Origin of the sequence: Bacillus sp. PPSBB_2 (assembly GCF_045291115.1) — a bacterium.
Lineage (GTDB): Bacteria > Bacillota > Bacilli > Bacillales > Bacillaceae_G > Bacillus_A > Bacillus_A cereus.
In genome coordinates this window covers 2,077,108-2,101,294 of the sequence record NZ_CP147983.1, presented here as the reverse complement: position 1 = coordinate 2,101,294, position 24,187 = coordinate 2,077,108, and the positions used below count along the sequence as shown (strand labels likewise).

Below are 24,187 nucleotides of genomic sequence, written 5' to 3'. Positions count from 1 at the left end.
TTTTATTGTTCTTTTCCTGTATCATTTGAAAGTAGTTTCTTCGCTTGTTTTTCTTTAAATATTTCTCCAATTGCCCCAAGAGTACCAAGTGTTTCAATTGCATTAGACGGAATAAAGACTTTATTTGCTGGTCCTTTTGCAACTTCAGCTAATGATTCAAATGATTTGTAAGCAAGTATACGCTCATCCAAATTCGCTTCACGAAGCAATTCAATACGATTTTGTTCTGCTTTTGCAATTTCTTCAATTGCTCGTGCTTCCCCTTGTGCTTCTAATTCTTTTGCTTCTTTTATACCTTCAGCTTCGCGAATACGTGCTTCTTTATCCCCTTCAGCCATCAAGATTTTACTTTGCTTTTCTCCTTCAGCGCGAAGGACTTTATCTTGTTTTGCTGCTTCAGCTTCTAAAATAATCGCACGTTTATTACGCTCAGCCTTCATTTGTTTTTCGATTTTATGCGAACGTAAATAGTTAGTGAAATGATATAAATATTGTTATATCAACAATGATGTTATATTTCCCTAACATTATTAGGGAAATATAACATCAAATTCTCGGCAAACATCTTTCAATGGTCACCCTAATTTGTCTATTCTTGAATTTTAAATTTAACCTGTATTAAATTCTAACAATTGTTCACAATTAATAAAGATGTTTCTTCATACAAACACCTCTGAAATATTTATATTTACACTTGTAGACTACTAAGCAAACCCTCTTGGTTACCCCCTCTTAAAACACTTATTTTCAACTCACTTTTAAATACAAATACACATATCATATATTGGACTCGGCATCCTGCATTTCGTTGAGATGCTCCGCATATACTATTATGGGTGCATCCTGCATTTTGTTAGGAAACTCTTTACTGGTAACGCATATACTGTTACTGGGTTGGTCGTCCTGTATAACTAGGAGGGACTTTTTATGTCTCTTAATGAAGAGGACAATTTTCTAGAAGAAGACGAAGACGACGATGAAGGAATTGAATTAAAAACAATCCCCATTTCAGAGTATGTAAAATTGAGACGCGAACAACGAAAACAAGAACAACAAGCATTTGAAGACAAACTAAAAGTCCTCAAAGAAAAAACAGCTAGATTAAAAAGAGAACTAGGTTACAAAGAGTAATAAAAAATGCCTCCGAATCACAATATTCGAAGGCATTTTTTATTACTCCCTCTAACGTCAGTTAGGAACTCTTATATTTCTGTTTTTTAGAGCTTTTATTCAAACATAAATATTTACTGACACATTATAAAAAAGGTATCATATTCTGATACCTTCCTTACGATTGCTGTACCGTCCATTTAACTAGTTACATATACTTCTCGATTGTTATTATAAAATTCATTAAACAAATTCAATATTTGGATTTCTTCTTCTGTCATTGTATTATTGCTCGCTTCATATACCTCAACATATTTTTTAATTTTTTCTTTATCAAAATGCTTATTAAATTCTTTATCATTGAATCGTATTTCTTTCCACCCCTTGCCCCCTTGATATAAATTAACTCCTACTTGGAAAATACTAAGAAACTTTATGACATTTCTTTCGTCCATTTTCAGTAATTTATAGTAGTATTTCACAACATCTTCTGTATTATCTATATACTCCATTAAAACCCACATTCCATGTTTCTTTTGATTATCTACAAAAATGTTAGCTCCAAAATCAATATATTTCTTTTGCAACTTTGTTTTGAATAGATTTTTGCAATCCTTCACAATATTCTCGTATCCCATATTTTCTGCTTGTCTCTCAGCAAAATACAGGATTCCTCTTACAAATTCCAAATCAACACATTTTATAATAATATCTTCTAATAAAGCCTTTTTTAATTCATTGGTCTTAGCCTGCTTAATTATTTCTGCTATTGTTGCTGTAGCATGGCTGTATGCAGTTAAATCCATAAAATTAGAATCAGTATCATTATACATTGTTGAGTTACTGTAAAGTATTTGTGCCAACCTCGAATGGGAATATGAATCCATATCTTTTAAATACCCATTAATATTTTTGAAGAATAGAACTTGTTCCGCTAACTTCATTCCATTGAATAAATCAACGAATTTTAAATTAGTTTTATCACTCTCATTGCTTAAACCCAATAACAACTCTTCAATTTTATCATTTAAAATCATGTATTCAGTTTTCTCAAAGGTAAAATAAAAATCGAAGAACTGATCATCTTCAATTGATTTTCTAGGAATAGAATCATAATTTGCACCAGTACTCACTAAATTATAGTAACCATTTTTGTAATTTCTCACTGAGGTAAATATAGAACTCATAATTATTTTCAATATTTCCCGTTTGTCTTCATTTGCCACTTTAGAAAAGAACCCATTATAATATTCTTTTCTACTTTCATTGATATCTGTATTTGAAATCTGAGAAGCTAAATTCGAGAAATAATAAACAAATTTATTTTTATTCCTTACAATCTCTCTATGCTGAACTGGAAATGAAAATTCAATTAAAGTAATGATTAAAAAGTCATAAAAACTAATATTTTTCCCCACCATGGCAGATTTTATATTCAGTAAATTATAAAAACGTTTAATTTTCCTTACATCATCGAATAGAGCAGAGATACTTTGGAGACTGCTTTGAATTTTCTCTTTCGATTCTCTATCTATAGTCAATTCTCTTTCTTTTATGAAATTATTAAGATGGTCTATCAAAATGGTTTCATACGTTCCATGAGGAACTTTAGGTAATGTAAAACCTACTTGTATAATTTTATCTAAATAATCTTTATCCGATTTCATTTCACGCCAAAGTATTCTCTCTATTCGTTTTTTGTCAAAGGATAAAATGTAAATAAAGTTATCAAAATCTGAAAACAGTTTAACCATTTTGAAAATCAATAATATCTCTTCTCTTTCCATTCTGTCCAAATCATCTATAAAAATAACAACTTTTTGATCTAGTTTTTTTAGTTTATCTTCAATTTTATTTTTCACCGTATTTACATTTTGTCTAGAAGTGAAGTCAGGAATAACCATTGAAATAACTTTCTTAATTTTAAATCCTTCCATTGAATCAAGCAGCAAATCTCGATAATCAGAAATTAACATCATCAAATCCAATGTCATCATCTTTTTCCCTAAACTTTCACAGATTAAATCAAAATAATTTTTTATAATCGAATCTATAGATTTAAAATACCAAGGTTCGAAGCGGATTACATGAATGTAGTCTTTCCCGTCACCTAAATCCTTTTCGATCATATCTAGTATAGTAGTTTTCCCCTCTCCCCATTCACCATACATCCCAATAACAAATGATCCTTTAACATTAACACCCTTTATCGCATTAGATAAACTAGTAACAGTGTTTTTTCTATTCAGTAAATCTTCTGTAGCTGGGTTGTCTACCGCAAAGTGTTGAGGAATCTTCTCTCTAGCAACATTACTTATTATTTTATTAATTCTACTAACTATAAAAACAAATATAAGAACTAATAACACATAATATTCGACTATAAAGCTTAATTTCTCCACTCCAAAAACTGTAATAGCTTTATAAATTATTAATCCTATGAACAAGCTAGCTAAAGCTTTATCAATAATGGTTACATATGTAAAATAATGAATTTTATCTTTTATCCCATAGAAAAAACCTTTATATTTTATTCCCAATAATATAATAAGCACTCCTGATAAATACAAAATAAACGCCCAAATTCCACTCCAATCAAAATCAGTTACTCGATTCCACACTAATACAGATGGACTTTGAATTTTTGCAAAATAGTGCAAAGTTATTAATGATATGGTAACTAAAATGCTTAATATAATTGTTTCTATACCAAAACTTTTTATTACTTTAAGACCTTTAGTACTAATATCCTTGAAGCTCGCATTTCTCATTTAGCATTCACACCTCTATTTACACTCTCTCATTTTTCATTAAACACGAATAAGTTCTAAATAATATTAAAATCCATACAAAAAAGATGACCGATTTCCCAGTAAAAATCGGTCAATAATATTAAATCCCTCTCAATATTATTATTAATTCAACTATTCTAAATTACGCTTCTTAACGGTTTTAACATATTCTACACAAAACCTTTATACAACTTCTATTCTCAGTTCACCAGTAATTGGCTTAGGAAGATTTTTAGCATATATTGTATACTCCCAATTTAAATTTTTCCCGCAGGCTCTTGGCCCAAAAGCAACTCTTAATTCTTCTGCAAAAACTTCTGTATTCTGTTGATGTTTAAGAGCTCCAACATCTGCTTCAACAACAAAATACTTTTCTTCCTTTTGCACATTCGGATAATGCAAAACAGTATTAATTGCTACATTATTAATAGCCGCATGAAATATATCCCTACCCTTAGGCGGTTCGGAAGGAATCTCGTCCATTACAATTATTCCCTCTTCTCTTGGAATTGTCACTCGAATAGATACGTCTTCTAAATATCGCTCACCATTATTCCTAAGAATAATATTTATCTTTTTTGAAATTTCTTCACCTACATAATAACAGTCGTGCTGATAATAATCTTGTTTTACCTCTTTTAAATTTTCTCTTAACTTTTCCGTACTTCTTTCCTCATAAGGTGTTGGTTGAAAAGGCGAAAATATCATACTATCAAAATGTTGTATTCCCATTTCAGCTTCTTTTTCTCTCCGATTTAATTCACCCTCAATTCTTTGTTTAGCTAATTCAGACGGAAATTTAACTTCTTTTGTTCCTTCTATTATTATTTTATCCTCAAATGCTTCATTGAAACCAACTGAAATTTTTCCATTAAAATACTGATTTGATCGAAGCGTTAATAATTCATCTAAATCTCTTCTTGTTAATCGATCTTGTTGGCTACCTCTTCTGATGTAACAATCTCCTTTTTTTAAACTTTGGAAATCTTTTTTCATCATATAAGGAGGATTATTACAAGGACCAATTTCAAATATACCTAATAAGCTCCCCCTACTTCAAGTGGAGAATATGAAAATTCAATAGAAGGTTCGATGTTTTCTCGAATAACCTGTTCATAAGTTGCTTGGTCTATAAATTCCTCTTTCTGAATTGCATGATATTCTTTCTCTCCATCTGTTTTATCTTTAACACCAACAACAATGTATTTTTTACCATCAATCGGTGCATTAGCCATCGACATAATATCCTTAATTAAATCTTTGTTTTTTTCTTTTTTATATTGTTCTCTTTTAAAATCTAGTCTTGTGCTTTCACGTTCATACTTTATTAACCATTCAATGTTCTCCAAACCGTTTTCCCCTTTACGATAAATTCTCTCTATTAAACTTATAATCTTTCCATTAAATACCTAAAAATATTGTAAACTGTATATAGAAATAAAACAACAAATACAAAACTGTATGTAGTGTTTTATTCCTATTCTTAAAACGTCCTATGAAACAAAAAACAAAGGATAAAGTTAACTTTACCCTTTGTTCTAATATAACCATATTCTATAAGCCAATGTTTTTCTCCATTGCCATAACATCTACAAATACACCGTCTAATTTTCCTTGTTTTTCAAAAACACCTACTTCACGATACCCCATAGAACGATATAAACCTTGCCCTAATACATTAAAAGGAAACGTAAACAATACAATCTTATAAAAATCATTTTGTATAGCAACTTCTTCAATCTTTTGTAATAGCCGTTTCCCTATCCCTTTTCCTCGTTGCTCTCGGTCAATATAAATAGATAAATCAGCAACACCGTTATACGCACAACGATGAGAATAGGGATTTAAAGACACCCACCCTACGATTTGTCCTTCCATTTCCGCCACTAATACCGCATATCGTTCTCCACGATTTACAAACCACTCTTCCATATCATGAATGGTCTTTTCATTTTCTTCTAATGTAGCAATTCGATCTTTTATTCCTTGATTATAAATGCGTGTGATTGCTTTAATATCAGCACTTTGACACTTTCTTATCTCCATGTTCATACCCCTTTTTCAAATTTATAAGAAAATTATAAAGGAAAATAGTTGCATTTTGCAAATATTATTGTATAGTATAAATATAGCAAAGGAGGAATTCGTAATGAACGATGCAAGAGAACTATTTCAAGTATTCGCAAGACGTTTTGGTTTTTTAAATAAAAACTGTTGTAGTATTGGCGGGGTAGAGATTTCACTTGTTCAAAGCCACATCTTATATGAAATTAGCAAACGTGATCAACCCTCTATGCAAACCGTATCAGAAACTCTAGGCATGGATATTACAACATTTAGCAGACAAATCCAAACACTTGTGAAAGAGAAATTTGTTACAAAAACGCCTTCTCCACAAGACCGAAGAATTCATACTTTATCCCTAACCACAGAAGGAACATTTGCTGTTGCTACAATCAATGAACAAATGAATCAATATTTAAATGAAGTGTTCTCAAAAATGAGTCCATTTGAAAAAGATATGATATTAAATTCTATTCAGTTGTTAAACAACGCAATGCAAGATACTGATGTTTGCTGTAAGCCACTTGCTTGAGCAAAGTATTTTGCTCTTTATTTTAAACTAATACTTGCAAAATGCAACTATTTTAAAAGGGGAAATTAACATGTGGGAAACCATTCTTCGCGATTTCTTTTCTATCGCACTTGAACTAACGCTCTTATTTGTTGGTATTTCATTCTTTATTCAAGTCATTCAAAGCTTTTTGCCATACGACAAGCTAGACGTATTGCTCTCTAAATCAAACTTTCTATACAGTTCTTTCATTGCTATCGTATTTGCTTTTATTACACCATTTTGTTCTTGTTCAACGATTCCAATTGTTGTGAACTTATTAAACAAAAAAATTCGATTTGGAACAGTTATGGTATTTCTGTTTTCTTCACCAGTCCTTGATCCAACGATATTAACACTTATGACTGCAACGCTAGGTGTAAAAGTGACGCTTACATATACGGTCATTACATCCCTATTATCCATTATCATTGGCTACACACTTGAAAAATTAGGATTCGAAAAAGAAGTCAAACAGGTAATTATGAGTGGATATGAAGAAAAAACACAATCATTTAGCTTAAAAAACGCTTTTGTTGAAGTGTTTCAATTAATGAAGACAGTATATCCTTACCTAATCTTTGGTGCACTAATTGGAGCTGTTATTCACGGAGCTGTACCTACTGAATGGATTACAAACTATTTAGGAGGTGATAATTGGTGGCTTGTTCCGATTGCTGCTATTATTGGTATCCCATTATATATTCGTCTTTCTACGATGATTCCAATCTCGCAAATCATGATTGCAAAAGGAATGGCATTAGGCCCAGTTATGGCATTAATGATTAGTTCTGCGGGTGCAAGTTTACCAGAGATAACATTGCTAAACAGTATTTTCAAAAAGAAATTAGTCGTAGCATTTATTCTTTCAGTAATGAGTATGGCAACACTTTCAGGATTTTTATTTTATTTCATATAAAACAGAGGAGGAATTACCATGAGTATCTTTAAAAAACTATTTCAGAGCAAAGAAAAAGATTGTTGCAGTATTAAAATTGAGGAAGAAAAAAAAGAAAAGAATGATTCAACTTCTAACAACACTGATAATAAATCAGAGTGCTGTAAATAAAATAATAAATATATAGTAAGAAAAACATCTGCCTATGCGTCAGATGTTTTTCTATTGCGTAATATCATTTCTTATATCATTACTCAATCATGTTTTAATTTACTTTTTTCCACACGAAAAAGAAAGGAATCCTGCTGTTTTGCACAACCACTTACAAAGAAATCCACTTGACCTTGTTCATTTTCCTTCTTAATTATTTCTGTGCAAACATCTTTTTCTATACCTTTATCGTTTCCAGCATACGCATCGTTTGAATTGTCGTGAGTATATTTCAAGACTTTCCCATCAAATTTCAAATCTTGAAATATGGGGTCTCCTTCATGTGTATAGCTTGTCACTCGTATCTTATCTTCTTTTTTGTTAGAGATATTCATTAAGAACTGTTCAAATTTTGCTAAATTGGCAACTTTGCTTTGTTGATACACAATGTCACCTCTTTTTATCGCTTCCTTGGAACTATAGCCTTTATTATTTGAACAACCGAAGGTAGTAATAACAATCAAAAATAGAATCACAGCGAAGAACAATTTTTTCATTTTCTCCTCCAAACTGATTATTTAGATTCATCCCCTTAACCTTTTGATATAATATATTCCAACATGCATCCTTCAATGTTTTAATTCTAAAATATAATTACATTTCCCTTTAACCGTTTTAAATAACGTTTTAATAACATTACCTTATTAAAAAGATACGAACTGGATTACAGACAATTACTTTTATTAATTTATCAGCAAAAAATAAAGACCAAATCGCATAATGATTTGGTCTTTATTTATATATGATTACTTTTGCTTCATAACAAAAGAACTATTTAATATTTAACAGCAGCTTTCTCCACCGCGGAAGACTAATCCTGACTCTTCACCTTTTCCTTCGAAATCAACAGTCAGTTTATCTACTGTATCTACAATCTTTTGATTTATTGCAATCTCTACCCCATTAATTGTTTGTACAATATCGTCTTCTTGTGCTGTAGCTAACGACATTCCCCAGCTCGGCCCGCAACATCCTGCACCTTCAAATGAAAAACGTAATGTGGATACACCGTGTTCTTTCATAACCTCTTCAATATATGCCTTTGCTCCATCTGTAATAATCATAGTATTCTCTCCTCTTCTTTTTTATTTTTACACTGTTAAGTGTTTCAAATTTTCATAGCCAACAATATCTTGTGCTTTCCAAGGAATCACCACATATTGTCCATTTGCTCTTTCTTCAACCTCACGCATCCATTCTATTTCGGATATCGCTCTACCATGTAAAATAGGGTCTTTTGTGTTTGTTGCATATAAACTTTGATTAATCACCCACCAAGTTGGTGTAATACTCGCACGTTTTAAATCTTCTTGTAAACGACTTGCTTCGAACACAGGTGTAGCTTCTGCTGACGTAACAATTACAACACCTGTTTCTTTCGGATTACGAAGACGTGGTAGTAATTGTTGTACTGAAACGGGCACTTCACCAGTAGAACGTTCAATTTCTTTATGATAAGAATGTGCCGCATCTAAAAGTAATAACGTATGTCCTGTTGGTGCTGTGTCGATAACAACAATTTCGTTATTTGCCTTTTCTACGATATTGGCAAACGCACGGAAGATTGCAATTTCTTCCGTACAAGGTGAACGTAAATCTTCTTCCAAATATGCTAATCCTTCTTCATCTAGCAACTCGCTTGATTGATTTAGAATTTCTTCTCGGTAATTTTCTACTTCGACTTTTGGATCAATACGACTTACGGATAAGTTTCCGTGTAGGGATTCGTGGTGCATAACATGATCTAAGTGAGCTGCTGGATCAGTAGTCGTTAAATGAACCTTGTGTCCCTTTTCTACTAAACCAACCGCAATCGTAGATGCAACCGTTGTTTTTCCCACACCGCCTTTTCCCATCGTGAAAATAACACGTTGACCTGTTTGGTTTATATTCTCAATCAAGTCTTTTAAAGGCTTTGTTTTTATATCTTCCACTTCTAACGTCTCTACATCAGGTATAGCATTATCTATGAATAACTTGCGAAGATTTTCAATACCAGTAATGTTAAATGGCGCTAAAGGAACAGCATAAGTTGGAATTTGTTTTAATTTATTTGGTGTTTGTTCTAATGCTTTTGTTTGTCTCTCATAAAAGGTTTTTGATACTTCATCCTCTTTCACTTGATTTTGCATCATACCATTAATGAGTAACATTTGATTTTGTACACCAATGTCTCCAAGTTCTTTTGAAGCCCTTGCCGCTTCTTGTAATGGAGATATATCTGGACGGGTTACTAACACCAACGTTGTTTGTTTCCCGTTAGATAGAGCGTTAACTGTTGCCTCATAAAGCTTTTTCTTCTCACCTAATCCAGCAAGTGGCCCAAGACAAGAAGCACCATGTGTACTTTCTTCTAAAAACCCACTCCATGCCGTTGGAAGTTGAAGAAGACGTAATGTATGACCTGTTGGTGCTGTATCAAAAATAATATGATCGTACTGTTCTGTGAGTTCTTTATTTGTTAATAACGATGAAAACTCGTCAAATGCAGCAATTTCTACCGTACATGCTCCTGATAGTTGTTCTTCCATTTGATTAATAACCGCTTCTGGAAGTTTTCCGCGATACGGACCTACAACACGCTCTTTATACTCATTTGCCGCTGTTTCAGGGTCTAAATTTGCTACGAATAAATTATTTACACTAGGAATTTCTACTGGATGATTCGTTAGTTCCATATTAAACACATCTTGTAAGTTTGAAGCTGGGTCTGTACTTACAAGTAACACACGTTTTCCTTTATCAGCTAATGTGACTGCCGTTGCACATGCAGTTGATGTTTTCCCCACACCACCTTTTCCAGTAAAAAATAAAAATGGTGTAAACTCCATTGTCTGTGGATCATATAAACGAGTCATGCCCATTCCTTCTTTCTCTTTACTTTTTCACGTTTAGCCCTAAACGTACACGAGGTTTTTGACTTAATTCTTCTTCTGTTAATCCTGTTAATGCAACAAACTCATCATTCGATAAGTGTGTTTGTTCTTTCACTACTTCACCATCAACAAGAGTAACAGGAAGTACTTCAGGACCTTTTTCCATTAACAATTTACTAATCATTTCATTTGAAGCAAATGCATCTGGTTCACTTGCTAGGTTATAACGTGTAATATCAAAACCTTTATTTTTCAAATTGTTAACAGCCACAGAAACTCGAATTAACTCAGGGTCTACACTTGGCCCACAAACACCTGTTGAACAACACATTGCTGGATCATAAATTTCAATTTTTTTCATGTTTCTTTCCCCTCCTATATAAGAAGCCGAGAACGAATTCTCGGCTATGTTTTTGATTACTCACCTGTTTCTGCAAATTTCTTAATGCGTGCACCAATCTCGTCACGCACACGCTGAAACACTGACCAATCTTGTCCCGCTGGATCATCAAATCCCCAATGTTCATGTTTCACATGTGGAGGAATTGTTGGACATACGTCTCTCGCATGTCCACACAATGTCACAACAAGGTCTGCTTTATTTAAAATGTCAAGGTCGATTATATCTGATGTTTGACCTGTAATATCAATATTTAATTCATTCATTGCTTTAATTGCATTTGGATTCACACCATGTGCTTCAATTCCTGCAGAGTATACATTCCATGTATCTCCTAAGTATGTTTTTCCAAATCCTTCAGCAATTTGACTACGGCAAGAGTTACCTGTACATAAGAAATAGATTGTTTTCTTTGTCATGTTTGTTCATCTCCTAATATTTCTGTTAGTTACAGCAGTTATCATCACAAGTAGTTGCACCATGAGGTAGGTCTACATGACGAATCATATCTTGAACCAATTCATAGTATTCACTTTCTATATTTATGGAGTAATAAATCCATTGTCCACGTCTTTCTTCTTTTACAAGCCCCGCATCTTTTAGCTTGCGTACATGCTGACTAATAGAAGGTTGGCTCATTTTAAATATATCTACAAAGTTACAAACACAATATTCTTGTTCATATACCATTCGCATTATTGCTAATCGCGTTTTATCTCCTAATAATTTCAGGATACTTGATACCTTTTCAATTTCTAATGTTGTTTTTTGCATATCTCAACCTCCTTTTCTACACCATAAGTATATAAGCATTCGCTTATATGTTCAACCAAAAAGTACTCACTCATGCAAAATACTTGAAAAACATATAATCAAACGCTAATATAAGCGTATACTTATATAAGTAATTAATTATATAATTCAAGGAGGAGAATAAAGTGGGGAAAGTTAGTAAGAACTTATCTTTTCTAGACCGCTATTTAACGTTGTGGATTTTCCTAGCTATGGCATTAGGTGTATTCATTGGCTATATATCACCAAGTTTTGTTGATCACCTAAATTCTTTACAAGTAGGAACAACATCTATTCCGATTGCAATTGGACTTATTATTATGATGTATCCACCACTCGCAAAAGTTCGATACGAGGAAATGTGGCGCGTATTTAAAGATTGGAAAGTGCTATTATTGTCTTTATTTCAAAACTGGGTCATTGGACCGATTTTAATGTTTGTATTAGCAATCGTCTTTCTACAAGACTATCCAGAATATATGGTTGGTTTAATCATGATTGGTTTAGCACGTTGTATTGCTATGGTTATTGTTTGGAATGACCTTGCACAAGGCGACCGTGAATACACTGCTGGTCTTGTTGCCTTTAATTCCATTTTCCAAATCTTACTGTACTCTGTATACACATATGTATTCGTCACAGTAATACCGAAATGGTTAGGTATGGATAGCTTTGTTGTAGATATCTCAATGGGAGAAATCGCAAAAAGTGTTGGTATTTATTTAGGGATTCCATTTGTTGCAGGTATGTTAACACGATTTATTTTTGTAAAAACAAAAGGACGCGAATGGTATGAATCAACGGTCGTCCCTCGTATTAGTCCATTAACTTTAATCGCCTTACTATTCACGATTGTTGTGATGTTCTCTATTAAAGGTGAAATGATTGTTCAGTTACCAATGGATGTTGTACGAATTGCAATCCCATTACTTATTTACTTTATCTTAATGTTCTTTGTTTCGTTCTTCTTATCTAAGAAAATGGGCACAAGTTATCCTGTTGCAACTTCTTTATCATTCACAGCAGCAAGTAATAATTTTGAATTAGCTATTGCAGTTGCAGTCGGAGTATTTGGCATTCACTCAGGTGCAGCCTTCGCAGCAGTTATCGGCCCATTAGTAGAAGTTCCTGTATTAATTGCACTGGTTAACGTAGCTTTAAAATTAAGAGACAAGTTTTCGCATAGAAAATCATTATAATTTTATGTGGTACTAAAAAGAGAATTTATATAAAATTAAAACATTATATAAATAAATAATTAAGATAGATAAAGCGTTATTTTCTTTATCTATCTTTTTTTACTACAATATAATTTCATTCGTTTTTTAGCAATTAAGTTTTTATTGAACCAATAAAAATTAAATAAAAGCAATGCAAATGCTGTTAAATGTTGTTAAATCTTCTTAAAGATATTATATAATATAAATAATAAGCTTTTAGGAGGTGAATATTTATGGCAGGAAATAATTCTTTAGATAAAAGCAATCTGACCGATCGTTTAGATCGACATCTCGACTGGATTAAAAGTTGTGATACTAAAGCATCTATTGTAATTGCAGTACTTGGTGTATTTCTTACAATATTTACATCAGAGAATTCTATTAAAATGTTAAAACAGATTCTTTCACAACCCCTTCAACACATTAATTTTGCAAATCTTTTATATCTATTATTATTTGTTATTTCGTGGGTTATTTTTATATATGGAGTTTATTGCTTAGTTAGAGTGCTGGTTCCTCGATTAAGTAAAGATACACTAGCATATGAAGGCATTTATAATGATTCACTTTATTTTTTCGAAAGTATAGCTAAAAATAACTTTAGAGAATTTAAAGATAAAATGAATAACTCTCAAGACGATGACGAAATAACGGATATTTTGTCACAAATCTATGTAAACGCCAAAATTTGTACAATTAAGTATTCTTATTACAGTAAAGGTATTAAATGTGCTGCTCTTGGAATTGGAGGCGTACTAATTTTATATGTAATGGGAATGATTTTAGTGATGCTAGGGGGATTTAAGTAATGGATTTCAAAGATTATGACTATAAGGAACGTAAGAAAAAAGTAGAAGAAATTCTTGATAATACAGATAAAGTTAATGAAGTAGATAAATTCCCGCGAGATGAAGATTTCACCTATACTAATGGTTATAAAGCTTGGGCTGGTGCTATTTTTGTAGATTTAAGAGATTCAACGACTCTGTTTTCAGGAGAAAATGATGTAGATATAGCGAAAGTAATACGAGGATTTACTTCTGAAATTATAGAAATTTTAAGAAAAGATACGGATAATGATTTAAAAGAAATTGGAATACGCGGAGACTGTGTATATGCGGTATATTCAACACCGCTTCAAAAAGATCTTTATGATATTGCAAATCGAGCTTTTCATATAAATACTTATATGAAAATATTGAATAAACTACTAGAGGAAAGAAGCCTTCCTACGATAAAAGCAGGGATTGGTTTAGCAACAAATAAAACTTTAGCTGTTAAAGCAGGTAGAAAATCCTCTGCAATTAATAACTTAGTTTGGATTGGTGAATCTGTAACGATAGCCGCTAAATTGTCTGATTTAGGTAATAAAAATGGAATTGGTGCAATTGTAATGTCTAGTACGTTTTATTCAAACTACATAGAAGTCCAAAAAAAATTACAACCCAATGACGGTGTGGAGAACTGGTGGACAAGAGTATACGATAGTTCTTATGGAACGTATTATCATGGCAAACCAGTCAAAACACATTTTAATAAATGGATTGATGATGGAATGAAGGACTGAATGTATGATTAATTTGTTAATTATACTTTTCAACATTACAAAAATAAAAGAGCTTAGAAGTTCTAAGCTCTTTTGTTTTTTATTCTGTTAGCAGTTTCTTCTTTAAAAACCATAATCGTCTGCAATAGAACCTGAATTGCTTTCTTTTAATGGAACTACTTTCATTTCCTCTTTTTTTGTTTCATTATCATTAAAATTATAAAGAAGAGTCATATCACCAGCAAACATAGACATTAATACATCCTTCACAACAGGGTCAGCCGTTTTTCCCATGTTCATAACATTGACAAGAGAGTTTTTATGCGATTTGCTATGATGAAAAAGTGTTATTATCCCCTTTTGCAGTTGTTCGATTTCCTCTTGAAGTTTACGTTTTTCTTTTAAAAGTTCTATATTTTCTTTGTTTAATTCTTTGATTGATTTTCTATCTTTCTCCATTAAACGCATAATTTTTTTTGCTAATTGTTGTGGGTTAGTATGATGATCATCTACTAATTTTGCGATATCAACAAAATCCTTTCCAAAACTACCATCAACCACTTCAATTAATGTCTTATTTTTCATTTCGTCGATTAGTTCTTTTCCTCGATATGGAGAACCTCGATATTCCTTTGACCAAAAATCCTGTGAATATCCTTTAAAAGGGACACCATTTGCCCTTATTTTCTTATCTTTTACCAATTGTTTATTTAATTGAAACACACTGTTATATGTTAGCTTTAAATGGTTACCATTTAACTCCTTTAATCGTAATTGAATAATTTCATGTAACTCTTGTTCATCGAATACTATTGGTTTTCCAGCCATTTTTCTTCCTCTTTCTCAATTAAATTACTTACTTCTAATACGTCTTCATTTGACTTTAATGCTACAAATAACTGCTGTATTAAAGCATTTAATTCGTTTGCTTGTTCATTTATTTTTCTTTCTGTATGTGGTCTTATATCAACTTCTTTACCAAAGCTCTCTAATTTAAGTTCTTGATGCATTTGATAAATAAAAGCTGCCTTTTCTTTAATTTTTTCTACAGAAGGTTTAATGGTTTCTTGACGTATTATCTCTTTTTGTTTTTCAATATTTTCCCGCTTTGGTTCCACCCACCATTTGGAGCAAAACACACAGTGTCTAGAATGTTCACAAGGCATTGATAAATCTGTACAGTGACCTAAATCCATTTCAACACATTCATTTAAGGGAACTGGAGGAGAAACTGGCATATTGTTTATCTTTTCTCTTATTACGATATCTTCAAAATCTAATCCTTTTATACCATCTTTCGATAGTTTATAAATTTCTGTATCCACATAGAACCCGATATTTTGTTGATAATGATATTGTGCTTTTAATGTTGTATGTCCACCCAGTCTCGCAATTTCTATTGGTGATATACCTTGCAAAAGTAATGAAGTAAACGTAATGTGCCGAGTATCATTTAAATTTACTTTCTTTTCTACTGTTAATTTATATTTTTTGAACACTATATCTTCATAAAATCTTCCTACTAACGTAGATAAAGCTTGCCAATTAAAAATTTCATGGTATATTTTATTTTCTCTGCCTGTTAGTTTAAATTTTTTAGCAGCGAATACAATAGAAGGGTAAGAAATAAGTGTTTTGGTTTTTCCATAGCCTACTGTTAAATTGATATAATTATTAATTAGTTCGTACATTTCCTTATCTATTTCTAACGTATCAGTTACACCTAACGTCTTTTTTTCAAAATTAGGATTTCTTTTTCTACGAGGTAGTCGTAAAAAGAAGCGATTCCCATCACGATTGATACAATCTCTTTTTATATTACAAAACTCTATAGGCCGCATAGGTATAATATTTGTTATTTTCCACCACAACTTCACTGGAAGGAAAAACAAAAGCTCTTCTTTTGATAAATCCTCTTTAAAATATTTTTCTATACAATTAGCCAATTTGAGGGTGTTGCAAAACTCATAAATATCCAAAAATGAATGCATAAAAAAATCCGTTTTCCTGGAAAAATGATAGTAACCGAAACTATCTCCAGAAAGGACGGATTTACTAGTATGATAACCAAATTTGATGAAAATCAATCCATTTTACAGATTTTATTTGCATACGTAGACAGTTTAACTATTGAAGGCGTTCCGCCTGTGACAGGTCGCCCACCAATCTGTAGAAAAGCCTTACTGAAATGCTTTTTCTTGAAAACTGTATTTCAAATTGACTCTTTACGCAAATTAACACGTTTTTTGCATCAATATCCTTCATTNGATAGTCAACGTATTTATGAAATTGCACGAACATGTAACATCTTTGCCATGAATCCAATCAATCCTAGGAATGGTGAACAAAATAAGAGTACACATCGTCGTGTATTATCTCATTTTATACAAACTATCTTTGGTAAACAATTGATGAAAGAACGTAGGAAAATTGAACAACAGTTTAGTAAACTCAAAGATAAAGGGTTGGAACAGCCACGTTGGTATGGTCAAAATCGCTATCTATTGCATGTTCAGCTAGTTTTTCTGATTCATAACATTGCATGTTTATTTTAGTTTTGCAACACCCTCAATTTAAAAACGTCTATTGCTCTAGGAAGTTCCCTGACTCTCGTTTCGGCGGAAAGACTGTTTTTTAAAGAAATAAATAGGTTCTTATATTTCTGTAACTGCTCTATTTCACAGAAGTCAAGAAAAAACAACCAACTTGTCACCTTACTTCTCTTAGTTTTAGAAACTTCAGCTAAATCACGAATTCTTTCTTCCACCACATCAGGTGAGTCTTTAAAATAATTTGTAATTTGTAAAAAAACCAAAATATTAGCATATATACCACGAATGTGTTTAATTGAAAATTGTCTACTCAAATTAAGAATCCAACACTTAACGATAAGTACAAAATCCTCTGAAATATGACTTTGAAATTTAATCATATTCTGTAATCTTTCAAAATTAAAGTGAGCTCTTGCAGCTCTTTCTTCCATCAACCAAATCCATTTCTCGCTTTCAAAATCCCCCTGTAAAACAATACCTTCTTCAACTAAACTTTCATAAATAATTATTGCTTCTTCTATACTTTTCTTCAAATCAAAACGTTCATCTGAGAAACTATCAAAGTCTATTTCATACTCAAAAAAATCAAATTCTATATCTTGCATATGTCTCACTTCCTTTTACTTGATAAGGTCATAAAACGAGAATCTATTTCTTTTGGATATGGTACTTGATTGACAAGTGCACGAAATTCTTCTGCGTTTGGTTTTATAAAATCATAAACTATTTCTTTTCCGAATTCTTTTATCGCTTCTGATAATAGCTTCAATTCCAAATGAATAAGATTCGATTTTTTTAATTTCATCCCTGTTCTTGTTTCATTCACATAATCCTTGGTTCTTGCAACAATACTTTCCCCAAGTGAACTTAATGCATAAAAGGTTGGAATAGCATAAGGACAATGAAAGCAGTTTTCTAGATGAGTATTTTTACAACCAGATTTTCCAAACAAACAGTGCACATTCTCATTTCGACTTGGTAATTGTTCTGTATACAATAAATGTAATTCTCTCGTTGCTTCTTCTAATGTTTTCCCTCTAATATAATCGACTACTGATTTTTGCTTCTCATCAAACTCATTCATAAATCCTGCGGTTGATTCAATTTTAAATATGTCACCAAATTTTTGAGTTAATTCTATAATTTCATTTGTTCTTTTTTCTCTATTTGATGATTTCCCCAATACTTTCTCAAGAAAAAGATCAGGAATAAATCCGAATTCTCCTCTTTGAAACAGTTGTTTAGTTAAAAAATGAAATTCTTCTTTCGGAATATGAACATAATGTTTAATTGTTTCTACATCCTTATGTCTTCTCATTAATTTCACCAATGTTGCCGATTTTTCACCTTTCTCTTGTTGTGCAAGGAGAATATAAATAATTGTCATTAGTGTTTCATTCATTTTTCTTGATGAAAAAGAAAAATTATCTTTATGTTTAAAATTAGAAAAAAACACTTTATGATGTCGATCAGTAAACATATTATATTTCGTATTAAAGTTTATTAGAAAAGGATGATTAGAACCTTGTTGTTGATAATAAGATTCCAACAATAAAACAACTGTAGCAAATGCTTCTGCTAAATCGTCAGAACAAATAAAATATCCTTTTACTTGTGTCTTAGAAATAAGTAATTCTTGTTGTCGCACTCGATTTACAATTAAACGTGCCGTTTGGAAATCAACTCTATAATTAATCATGTCCTGGACGCTAGGAATATATATATTCGTCAAATCTATTCGTTTAAATGATGTGACGTCTCCATGCCTCCATGCGTTATTTAAATGAATGATTACATACAACCATGTTGAAGCATATGTACTATCATTTTCTTCAATCAACATACGAACACTTTTTTCCAAATGAATATCAAATTCATTTACATACTCTTTTAAATCCTTATATATATCGTATTTGTATATTTCTTGTTCCCCTTCACTCAAGGGGTCTTTTTTTTTTTCTTTTGTTTTGGTATGTTGATTTTATTTATATTGAATGATTTTTTCGCATACCCATCTTCAACTACATCATAATTCACCTTTTCTAAAAACTTACACAAGATAGCTCTTCTTGGGGTCGAATCACTCATACTATGATTCATAAATAAATTAATATCATTCGAAGTAAGAGCATAAATTTCTGTCACTTCATTCTCCTTTAGGAGTTTAATAATAAGTTGCGTTACTTTTACGAAATTTTTAATTTTGCTATTCATTGTTTTTTCTGCGGCATGAGAGGAATGTAGTATTTCAAAAACATGTGTAAACCATTTTTCTTTTGTATATTTTGTTTGCTCCCCAAATGATATTTTTAACAGTTTCAGCCTATACTTAAAATTTTCATAGTGGCTTTCTAGCGAAGTATTTTCTAATTGCTGTTCTACTTGACGTTGTTCTCTTCGTTTCTCAACATCTTGTTTTAAAAAGGCATGTTCAATGGTTGATAACCCCTTATAACGAGCATATCTTGGAATTTTATGTCGCTCCAACGAACAGGGGGATTCTAAAGCACTCCTTGAACCAAGAATTTCTAAAGTTTCTGCATTAGTATAGTGTCTATTCCAAAATTCCTCTTGTTTTTGAACATAATACTGTACGTCTTTTTTTAAATAAAAAACAGCTCGATTAGTGGGGTTTATTGAATTAATACGGTATTCTTTTAACATTCTTCTAAATTGCGGTTCTGTCATATTCAACAACTGTAATGTTTTCTCTTTTGTTAAAGTAACTCTTGATCCAGATAATTTCTCTTCTTCCTGTTTTCTTATTATTTCTTCCTTTATTTGATTAAAATCTTCATTCCGATAGAAAAAAACCCTTCCATTAATCTGAATAGGAGTAATATTGCACCTTGCTTCAATATAAAGTAACGCACTCGTACTTATTTTAGGAAATTTTTTCATTAGCTCTAATCTTGTTTTGTGATGTTCTAAAAATTGATGAAGGATTTCTTTTCTTATAAATCTTCTGTGATTTCTAATAGAAGCAATTGTATAATTAATGGTCTTTATGGGTAATCCTAAATTACTAAAAATTGCATCTATTTTATCTCCTTTCGCACTTTTTATCCCTAGCAATTGGGTTGCTTCTTTAAGATTATAATGATTTTGAATAATGTCGTTTTCTTCCTCTATAAATGCTTCTAAACTATTTAATTCTATTTTTCTACCTTTATATTTCACTAAACCTTTTACAACTAAACTTCGAAGTTGATCTCTAGACTTTTTATTTTGAATATGCTTATATTTTGGATTCGTTAGCAATTCTTTTATTTTGATGTAGTCTCTCTCCATTATTCCACTCCTTTTCAATCCTCTACATAGATTTCAACTAGAGACAAATTATTGATTGCGTCTGATAGTTCCTCTTTGATTGTTAATTGATCTACATATGACATTACTGCATCTAATGTGCTATCACCACGGGCCGCAGCTACTTGAGCTGGAGACAATTTTGTTTTTGTAAATAATAAATTAGTAAATACTCCTCTACCTATATGTGTAGACCAACTGGAGTCTTTAAGTAATAGATAATCACCATATCGGCTAGGATTTTGTTTAAGTAATGCTATAAAATGTTTTTTAATGTCATTAAACCATTTTGAATACACTTCACCTGTCATTGGAGCTCCTTCTTTATTAATAAAGAGTGCCTTTTTATGTCTATTCTTTACTTTTAACAATTGTTTCATATGATCTTCAAATAGTAATTCAAATAAAGGATTATAAAATAGTGGTTGTTTACGTTCTTTCTTTACCTGTGAATGTGCAGTATTTACATTCCCAAATAATAAGTCTTGTCTATCAAACACATCCAGTGTCACCGATTTACTTTCTCGATGTACAGCATCAATCGTTAGATTAACTACTTCTCCCCTTCTCAAACCGCCAAACATTTGCATATAGATGCCTAATACCATAGATGGATACATTATTTTAGCTAATTGCAGGAACTCATTTATCAATCTATCATTTAAATGTGTTAAAGTATTACTTGGTTTTTTATTTTTTGGCGGATAAACAGTACTAAATGCAGGATGGCGGAAAGGTGACTCTAATGTTTGCTTATTTGAACCTTTTATGAGTTTTCTCTCTAATTCAAATTCAGGTTCAATTATGCCTTGCTTTATCAGATATTCATAAAAAGCAGTTAAAATAAGTTCTCTCTTTTCCACTGTCTCTCTTCTATTTTTTCTCTCTACAGAAAGACTGGTTATAAATCTACTTCCATGGATATATTTCAATCCATATAATCCCTTATCTCTTAAAGAAAGAAATGTTTTATCCTCCTCTTTTACTTTATCTCCTATAAAATTTAAAAATATACATATAGTAGTTGCTACATCCTTTTGATAGTTAAATGACTTCCCTCTATACTCATACATGGTTTTAATAAAATCTGTTACAGGACTAGGGTATTTTCTTCCTGTTTCTTTACTTTCTATCATTATAGTAATGACTCTTTTATATCCCCCTTCTCCATTAATAGAAGGTATATTATCTTCTTGAACCTTATATCTCATTTTTCTTCCTCCCCCATAAAACGAAAAAAAGCAACTCCTCTTCCATAGGGTTACTTGTTATATCACTAATTCTATTATTCTTTAGGAAATTACAAAATCCTTCATATATCAACAAATCCAGGCAATTAATCTATCAATTTTCTTAATTCCCAAAAAGCTATCCGCATAATCCATTGATGCTTGCACATCTTTTGGCGGGTTAATATCAACAACTTCGACACGTTCAATACGTACGCCCCATTTTTCTGTTGCTTCATCAAGCGCTAAGCGGATTTTTGTTGAAATTTTTTCACGACCAGATAACGTTTCATCCAGTTCCATTTTACCGATGATTTGACGCATCGTTGCTGAAGTAATATTACGAACACCATATTCATAGTTTGAAATACCATATGTCGCAAGTTCTGGTTCAACAATTTGATAGAAAATAATTGTATCAATTTCTACTTGAACATTATCTTTCGTAATTACCTTTTGCGGTGGTACATTCGTTTGTTGAATGCGTAAGTCATGATATACACGAACACGATCTACAATTGGTATTAAAATATTTAACCCTGGGTGCATTATACGTTGAAACTTACCAAATCTTTCAACAACCCCAACTTTTTGCTGAGGAATAATTTTAATTGTTAATGCGATAAATGTAACTACAATTAGTGCGAATATAATCGTTAACGTTAATGCTACCATATTTATTCACTCTCCTTTTTCACTTGTAATATAGTACTATGCCTCTTTATAACAACGACTTTTTCTCCAGCATCAATTGAAGAATCTGCAATAGCTGTCCAAGTATCTCCATCCACCTTCACAATACCATTCGCTTCATTTGTAATCGCTTGCATAACAAGCCCTCTTTTACCAACAAGCATATCTACTGTATCAGTAAAACCTTTTGCTTCTCGAAAGTTTTTTGAAATTCTTTTCGTAAAGAATGTCAAAGTTAAACTTACAATTGCACCAACAGTAACTTGTAACAGTAGTGCATCAGGAGCAAACAAAGCAATAAGACCTCCGACAACAGCTCCAATTCCAAGCCAAAGCATGTAAAATGTAATCGACAACATTTCCGCGATAAATAAAATACCAGCTATTATAAACCAAATTACCCAAGCAGCCATATGCAACCCTCACTTTCTTTCTCATTTTCTATATGTATATGAAGAAAAGAATGGTTTATCCGCCCTTTCTTACACTTGGGCGTTTGCTACAAGCTATTGTACATATTCACTGTTACAATGATCATTAATATAATACTATATCAATATATTCTTCATTATACATGAAAATCCCTTTCAAAAAGTGACAAAAAATTAAATTCTTTTAAAATTTTAATTTTTAAATTATAATTATTCAAATTACTAAATACTATTTTTTATAGAGGTGATATTCTTATTGAGAAACCTGTCACTAATCTACTATTTAGGTTCCAAAATATGCATTACTCTCGCTGACATCGTATATGTAATGATTATTACAACTCATATTTATATAGCAACTAAATCAGCTACTATTACTGCTCTTTTTCCATTATTACAAGTTATCACAAATCTAATTGCTAACATCTCTGCACCACTTATAATAAATCGTTTTCCATCTTATACGTTGTTATATACGCTCCAATGGCTGAAAACAGTCTTTTTACTATTATTAATGATTTTGTTCCCGGTCTTATCCACAAACATTATAGCTCTATTAACTTTTATTTTTGTCATTTCATTATGTAGTGGGTGGAGTGCTCCATTATTATACGGTATTCTTCCGCGCCTTACACCGAAAGAAAAATTAGTAAAAGTAAATAGTATCTTTTCCTTTTCAACACAAATTGTGCAAGCCGTTGCTTATTCATTTACGAGTATTGTCGTTCTTCTCATTGGCGCTACTTCTACACTCATGATTAATAACATTTTAATGATTTTCGGATGCATTGCATTACATTTTTCATTACGTTCCATACATACTGAAAGAATAGCAGATTCTCCCTCTTCCAAAAGTACTGTTTTATTGGAAGGTTGGAAACTCCTATTTCAAAATCCTTCTCTCCGTACCGTTACATATATGGACTTAATCGAAACTTTCGCAGGGACAATATGGATTGGCGCTATTACGATGGCATACGTTACGACTATCCTTCATAAGGGCGAAGAATGGTGGGGGTATATTAATACAAGTTATTATGTTGGCACGTTAATCGGTGGTCTATTAGCCTGGAAAATGAGTTCCTATATTCAAAACAATTTAATACGATCTATGTCGATTGGCTCTCTTATATTTAGCATTCTTACATTTTTATATGGTATGACAAGCAGCGGATTTATTGCGCTTTTTCTATGTGTTCTAATGGGACCCTGTTATCAAATTAGAGATATTTCCCAAACGACTGTTTTACAATCAAGTGTCGCCCCTTCTTTATTATCAAAAATGTATACAGCACATGGCGCACTTCTTTCAACAGCCTCTGGACTATCTATGCTTATCATTGGCATTATTACTGATATGTTCGGTGTTCGTACAATTTATATCATCGCTTCTATTCTTATTTTATGTTCCGCTTGTTTATCTTTTAGTTTATTAAAATATCATAAGACAGAGCAGAACGATATTTCAATTTAATCACTAAAACAAAGAGGACAGGGATTCCTGTCCTCTTCGTT

The 24,187-nt window shown here is 31.8% G+C and carries 26 protein-coding genes and 2 pseudogenes; 9 read left to right on the top strand and 19 right to left on the bottom strand.

Annotation, left to right across the window (positions count from 1 at the left end; translation table 11 throughout):
* Positions 1-2: 2 nt before the first annotated feature.
* A pseudogene (locus tag V6946_RS10575) lies at positions 3-452 on the bottom strand (SPFH domain-containing protein); the annotation flags it as partial.
* Positions 453-927: 475 nt separating this feature from the next.
* On the opposite strand from V6946_RS10575, the gene V6946_RS10570 reads away from it, so the two are divergent.
* Positions 928-1,131: a hypothetical protein gene (locus tag V6946_RS10570; protein ID WP_073531170.1), complete on the top strand. Its 204-nt coding sequence runs from the start codon at positions 928-930 to the stop codon at positions 1,129-1,131.
* Positions 1,132-1,310: 179 nt separating this feature from the next.
* Here the strand turns inward: V6946_RS10570 and V6946_RS10565 are convergent, their stop codons facing one another.
* The 4 genes from V6946_RS10565 to V6946_RS10550 all read right to left on the bottom strand — a co-directional run bounded on the left by V6946_RS10565 (position 1,311) and on the right by V6946_RS10550 (position 5,948).
* On the bottom strand, positions 1,311-3,881 hold the full coding sequence (locus V6946_RS10565; RefSeq protein WP_366981882.1) for a P-loop NTPase fold protein: 2,571 nt from the start codon (positions 3,879-3,881) through the stop codon (positions 1,311-1,313).
* Positions 3,882-4,085: 204 nt separating this feature from the next.
* A complete protein-coding gene (locus tag V6946_RS10560) occupies positions 4,086-4,901 on the bottom strand; it encodes a hypothetical protein (RefSeq protein WP_366981881.1) in 816 nt (271 codons plus the stop codon).
* A gap of 38 nt (positions 4,902-4,939) precedes the next feature.
* Positions 4,940-5,251 (bottom strand): ATP-binding protein, encoded by a 312-nt coding sequence (locus V6946_RS10555; RefSeq protein ID WP_366981880.1) that lies wholly within the window; start codon positions 5,249-5,251, stop codon positions 4,940-4,942.
* Between the two features lie 205 nt (positions 5,252-5,456).
* Positions 5,457-5,948: an arsinothricin resistance N-acetyltransferase ArsN1 family A gene (locus V6946_RS10550; RefSeq protein WP_061157591.1), complete on the bottom strand. Its 492-nt coding sequence runs from the start codon at positions 5,946-5,948 to the stop codon at positions 5,457-5,459.
* Positions 5,949-6,051: 103 nt separating this feature from the next.
* On the opposite strand from V6946_RS10550, the gene V6946_RS10545 reads away from it, so the two are divergent.
* From V6946_RS10545 to V6946_RS10535, 3 genes are all read left to right on the top strand, one after another.
* Positions 6,052-6,498 carry a MarR family winged helix-turn-helix transcriptional regulator gene (locus tag V6946_RS10545; RefSeq protein ID WP_061157602.1) on the top strand — a complete coding sequence of 149 codons (447 nt, stop codon included), beginning with the start codon at positions 6,052-6,054 and terminating at the stop codon, positions 6,496-6,498.
* A 70-nt stretch (positions 6,499-6,568) separates the two neighbouring features.
* Positions 6,569-7,435: a permease gene (locus V6946_RS10540; protein WP_086719991.1), complete on the top strand. Its 867-nt coding sequence runs from the start codon at positions 6,569-6,571 to the stop codon at positions 7,433-7,435.
* Between the two features lie 18 nt (positions 7,436-7,453).
* The gene (locus V6946_RS10535) at positions 7,454-7,585 is read left to right on the top strand and encodes a hypothetical protein (protein WP_366981879.1); all 132 of its coding nucleotides are present in this window, start codon (positions 7,454-7,456) and stop codon (positions 7,583-7,585) included.
* An 83-nt stretch (positions 7,586-7,668) separates the two neighbouring features.
* Here the strand turns inward: V6946_RS10535 and V6946_RS10530 are convergent, their stop codons facing one another.
* From V6946_RS10530 to V6946_RS10505, 6 genes are all read right to left on the bottom strand, one after another.
* Positions 7,669-8,121, bottom strand: a complete 453-nt coding sequence (locus V6946_RS10530; protein ID WP_061157601.1) for a DUF4362 domain-containing protein — start codon at positions 8,119-8,121, stop codon at positions 7,669-7,671.
* Between the two features lie 285 nt (positions 8,122-8,406).
* Positions 8,407-8,688 carry an iron-sulfur cluster biosynthesis family protein gene (locus V6946_RS10525; RefSeq protein WP_366981878.1) on the bottom strand — a complete coding sequence of 94 codons (282 nt, stop codon included), beginning with the start codon at positions 8,686-8,688 and terminating at the stop codon, positions 8,407-8,409.
* A 27-nt stretch (positions 8,689-8,715) separates the two neighbouring features.
* Positions 8,716-10,482, bottom strand: coding sequence for an arsenical pump-driving ATPase (arsA, locus tag V6946_RS10520; protein WP_366981877.1), 1,767 nt, complete (start codon positions 10,480-10,482; stop codon positions 8,716-8,718).
* A gap of 19 nt (positions 10,483-10,501) precedes the next feature.
* Positions 10,502-10,861: an arsenite efflux transporter metallochaperone ArsD gene (arsD, locus tag V6946_RS10515; RefSeq protein ID WP_073531174.1), complete on the bottom strand. Its 360-nt coding sequence runs from the start codon at positions 10,859-10,861 to the stop codon at positions 10,502-10,504.
* A gap of 56 nt (positions 10,862-10,917) precedes the next feature.
* The gene (arsC, locus tag V6946_RS10510; RefSeq protein WP_073531175.1) at positions 10,918-11,319 is read right to left on the bottom strand and encodes an arsenate reductase (thioredoxin); all 402 of its coding nucleotides are present in this window, start codon (positions 11,317-11,319) and stop codon (positions 10,918-10,920) included.
* Between the two features lie 25 nt (positions 11,320-11,344).
* The gene (locus V6946_RS10505) at positions 11,345-11,674 is read right to left on the bottom strand and encodes a metalloregulator ArsR/SmtB family transcription factor (protein ID WP_061157637.1); all 330 of its coding nucleotides are present in this window, start codon (positions 11,672-11,674) and stop codon (positions 11,345-11,347) included.
* Positions 11,675-11,838: 164 nt separating this feature from the next.
* Here V6946_RS10505 and arsB point away from each other — a divergent pair, with 164 nt between their 5' ends.
* The 3 genes from arsB (at position 11,839) to V6946_RS10490 (ending at position 14,479) form a co-directional block, all read left to right on the top strand.
* Positions 11,839-12,891 (top strand): ACR3 family arsenite efflux transporter, encoded by a 1,053-nt coding sequence (arsB, locus tag V6946_RS10500; RefSeq protein WP_076874197.1) that lies wholly within the window; start codon positions 11,839-11,841, stop codon positions 12,889-12,891.
* 254 nt (positions 12,892-13,145) lie between these two features.
* Positions 13,146-13,721, top strand: coding sequence for a Pycsar system effector family protein (locus tag V6946_RS10495; RefSeq protein ID WP_048540270.1), 576 nt, complete (start codon positions 13,146-13,148; stop codon positions 13,719-13,721).
* On the top strand, positions 13,721-14,479 hold the full coding sequence (locus tag V6946_RS10490) for an adenylate/guanylate cyclase domain-containing protein (RefSeq protein ID WP_406622300.1): 759 nt from the start codon (positions 13,721-13,723) through the stop codon (positions 14,477-14,479). The genes V6946_RS10495 and V6946_RS10490 overlap by 1 nt, the downstream gene beginning before the upstream one ends.
* 102 nt (positions 14,480-14,581) lie before the next feature.
* On the opposite strand, the gene V6946_RS10485 is transcribed toward V6946_RS10490, so the two are convergent.
* Together V6946_RS10485 and V6946_RS10480 are read right to left on the bottom strand one after the other, a co-directional pair.
* Positions 14,582-15,286, bottom strand: coding sequence for a hypothetical protein (locus V6946_RS10485; RefSeq protein ID WP_048540266.1), 705 nt, complete (start codon positions 15,284-15,286; stop codon positions 14,582-14,584).
* Positions 15,268-16,449 (bottom strand): site-specific integrase, encoded by a 1,182-nt coding sequence (locus tag V6946_RS10480; RefSeq protein WP_406622299.1) that lies wholly within the window; start codon positions 16,447-16,449, stop codon positions 15,268-15,270. Before V6946_RS10480 ends, V6946_RS10485 begins: the two co-directional genes overlap by 19 nt.
* 69 nt (positions 16,450-16,518) lie before the next feature.
* Here V6946_RS10480 and V6946_RS10475 point away from each other — a divergent pair, with 69 nt between their 5' ends.
* Positions 16,519-17,013, top strand: a complete 495-nt coding sequence (locus V6946_RS10475) for a transposase (RefSeq protein WP_406622298.1) — start codon at positions 16,519-16,521, stop codon at positions 17,011-17,013.
* Here V6946_RS10475 and V6946_RS10470 read toward each other — a convergent pair.
* The 6 genes and pseudogenes from V6946_RS10470 to V6946_RS10445 form a co-directional block, all read right to left on the bottom strand.
* On the bottom strand, positions 17,010-17,615 hold the full coding sequence (locus V6946_RS10470; RefSeq protein WP_366981751.1) for a hypothetical protein: 606 nt from the start codon (positions 17,613-17,615) through the stop codon (positions 17,010-17,012). The two genes, V6946_RS10475 and V6946_RS10470, sit on opposite strands and share 4 nt — an antisense overlap.
* 5 nt (positions 17,616-17,620) lie before the next feature.
* Positions 17,621-18,952 carry a hypothetical protein gene (locus tag V6946_RS10465; protein WP_366981752.1) on the bottom strand — a complete coding sequence of 444 codons (1,332 nt, stop codon included), beginning with the start codon at positions 18,950-18,952 and terminating at the stop codon, positions 17,621-17,623.
* The gene (locus V6946_RS10460) at positions 18,949-20,301 is read right to left on the bottom strand and encodes a hypothetical protein (RefSeq protein ID WP_366981753.1); all 1,353 of its coding nucleotides are present in this window, start codon (positions 20,299-20,301) and stop codon (positions 18,949-18,951) included. The genes V6946_RS10465 and V6946_RS10460 overlap by 4 nt, the downstream gene beginning before the upstream one ends.
* 14 nt (positions 20,302-20,315) lie before the next feature.
* Positions 20,316-21,530, bottom strand: coding sequence for a hypothetical protein (locus V6946_RS10455; RefSeq protein ID WP_366981754.1), 1,215 nt, complete (start codon positions 21,528-21,530; stop codon positions 20,316-20,318).
* Between the two features lie 168 nt (positions 21,531-21,698).
* Positions 21,699-22,223: pseudogene (locus V6946_RS10450) on the bottom strand (SPFH domain-containing protein); the annotation flags it as partial.
* A 2-nt stretch (positions 22,224-22,225) separates the two neighbouring features.
* A complete protein-coding gene (locus V6946_RS10445; protein WP_000741977.1) occupies positions 22,226-22,654 on the bottom strand; it encodes an NfeD family protein in 429 nt (142 codons plus the stop codon).
* A 274-nt stretch (positions 22,655-22,928) separates the two neighbouring features.
* On the opposite strand from V6946_RS10445, the gene V6946_RS10440 reads away from it, so the two are divergent.
* Positions 22,929-24,146: an MFS transporter gene (locus tag V6946_RS10440; protein WP_001245229.1), complete on the top strand. Its 1,218-nt coding sequence runs from the start codon at positions 22,929-22,931 to the stop codon at positions 24,144-24,146.
* Positions 24,147-24,187 lie beyond the last annotated feature (41 nt).

What these genes read in the sequence shown, in the direction of transcription:
- V6946_RS10455 (WP_366981754.1), bottom strand. Translation starts at nt 21,530, where the DNA reads ATGAGATATAAGGTTCAAGAAGATAATATACCTTCTATTAATGGAGAA.
- V6946_RS10525 (WP_366981878.1), bottom strand. Translation starts at nt 8,688, where the DNA reads ATGATTATTACAGATGGAGCAAAGGCATATATTGAAGAGGTTATGAAA.
- V6946_RS10560 (WP_366981881.1), bottom strand. Translation starts at nt 4,901, where the DNA reads ATGATGAAAAAAGATTTCCAAAGTTTAAAAAAAGGAGATTGTTACATC.
- arsD (WP_073531174.1), bottom strand. Translation starts at nt 10,861, where the DNA reads ATGAAAAAAATTGAAATTTATGATCCAGCAATGTGTTGTTCAACAGGT.
- arsA (WP_366981877.1), bottom strand. Translation starts at nt 10,482, where the DNA reads ATGACTCGTTTATATGATCCACAGACAATGGAGTTTACACCATTTTTA.
- V6946_RS10570 (WP_073531170.1), top strand. Translation starts at nt 928, where the DNA reads ATGTCTCTTAATGAAGAGGACAATTTTCTAGAAGAAGACGAAGACGAC.
- arsC (WP_073531175.1), bottom strand. Translation starts at nt 11,319, where the DNA reads ATGACAAAGAAAACAATCTATTTCTTATGTACAGGTAACTCTTGCCGT.
- V6946_RS10535 (WP_366981879.1), top strand. Translation starts at nt 7,454, where the DNA reads ATGAGTATCTTTAAAAAACTATTTCAGAGCAAAGAAAAAGATTGTTGC.
- V6946_RS10545 (WP_061157602.1), top strand. Translation starts at nt 6,052, where the DNA reads ATGAACGATGCAAGAGAACTATTTCAAGTATTCGCAAGACGTTTTGGT.
- V6946_RS10505 (WP_061157637.1), bottom strand. Translation starts at nt 11,674, where the DNA reads ATGCAAAAAACAACATTAGAAATTGAAAAGGTATCAAGTATCCTGAAA.
- V6946_RS10565 (WP_366981882.1), bottom strand. Translation starts at nt 3,881, where the DNA reads ATGAGAAATGCGAGCTTCAAGGATATTAGTACTAAAGGTCTTAAAGTA.
- V6946_RS10480 (WP_406622299.1), bottom strand. Translation starts at nt 16,449, where the DNA reads ATGCATTCATTTTTGGATATTTATGAGTTTTGCAACACCCTCAAATTG.
- V6946_RS10540 (WP_086719991.1), top strand. Translation starts at nt 6,569, where the DNA reads ATGTGGGAAACCATTCTTCGCGATTTCTTTTCTATCGCACTTGAACTA.
- V6946_RS10490 (WP_406622300.1), top strand. Translation starts at nt 13,721, where the DNA reads ATGGATTTCAAAGATTATGACTATAAGGAACGTAAGAAAAAAGTAGAA.
- V6946_RS10550 (WP_061157591.1), bottom strand. Translation starts at nt 5,948, where the DNA reads ATGGAGATAAGAAAGTGTCAAAGTGCTGATATTAAAGCAATCACACGC.
- V6946_RS10530 (WP_061157601.1), bottom strand. Translation starts at nt 8,121, where the DNA reads ATGAAAAAATTGTTCTTCGCTGTGATTCTATTTTTGATTGTTATTACT.
- V6946_RS10470 (WP_366981751.1), bottom strand. Translation starts at nt 17,615, where the DNA reads ATGCAAGATATAGAATTTGATTTTTTTGAGTATGAAATAGACTTTGAT.
- V6946_RS10495 (WP_048540270.1), top strand. Translation starts at nt 13,146, where the DNA reads ATGGCAGGAAATAATTCTTTAGATAAAAGCAATCTGACCGATCGTTTA.
- V6946_RS10445 (WP_000741977.1), bottom strand. Translation starts at nt 22,654, where the DNA reads ATGGCTGCTTGGGTAATTTGGTTTATAATAGCTGGTATTTTATTTATC.
- V6946_RS10460 (WP_366981753.1), bottom strand. Translation starts at nt 20,301, where the DNA reads ATGGAGAGAGACTACATCAAAATAAAAGAATTGCTAACGAATCCAAAA.
- V6946_RS10485 (WP_048540266.1), bottom strand. Translation starts at nt 15,286, where the DNA reads ATGGCTGGAAAACCAATAGTATTCGATGAACAAGAGTTACATGAAATT.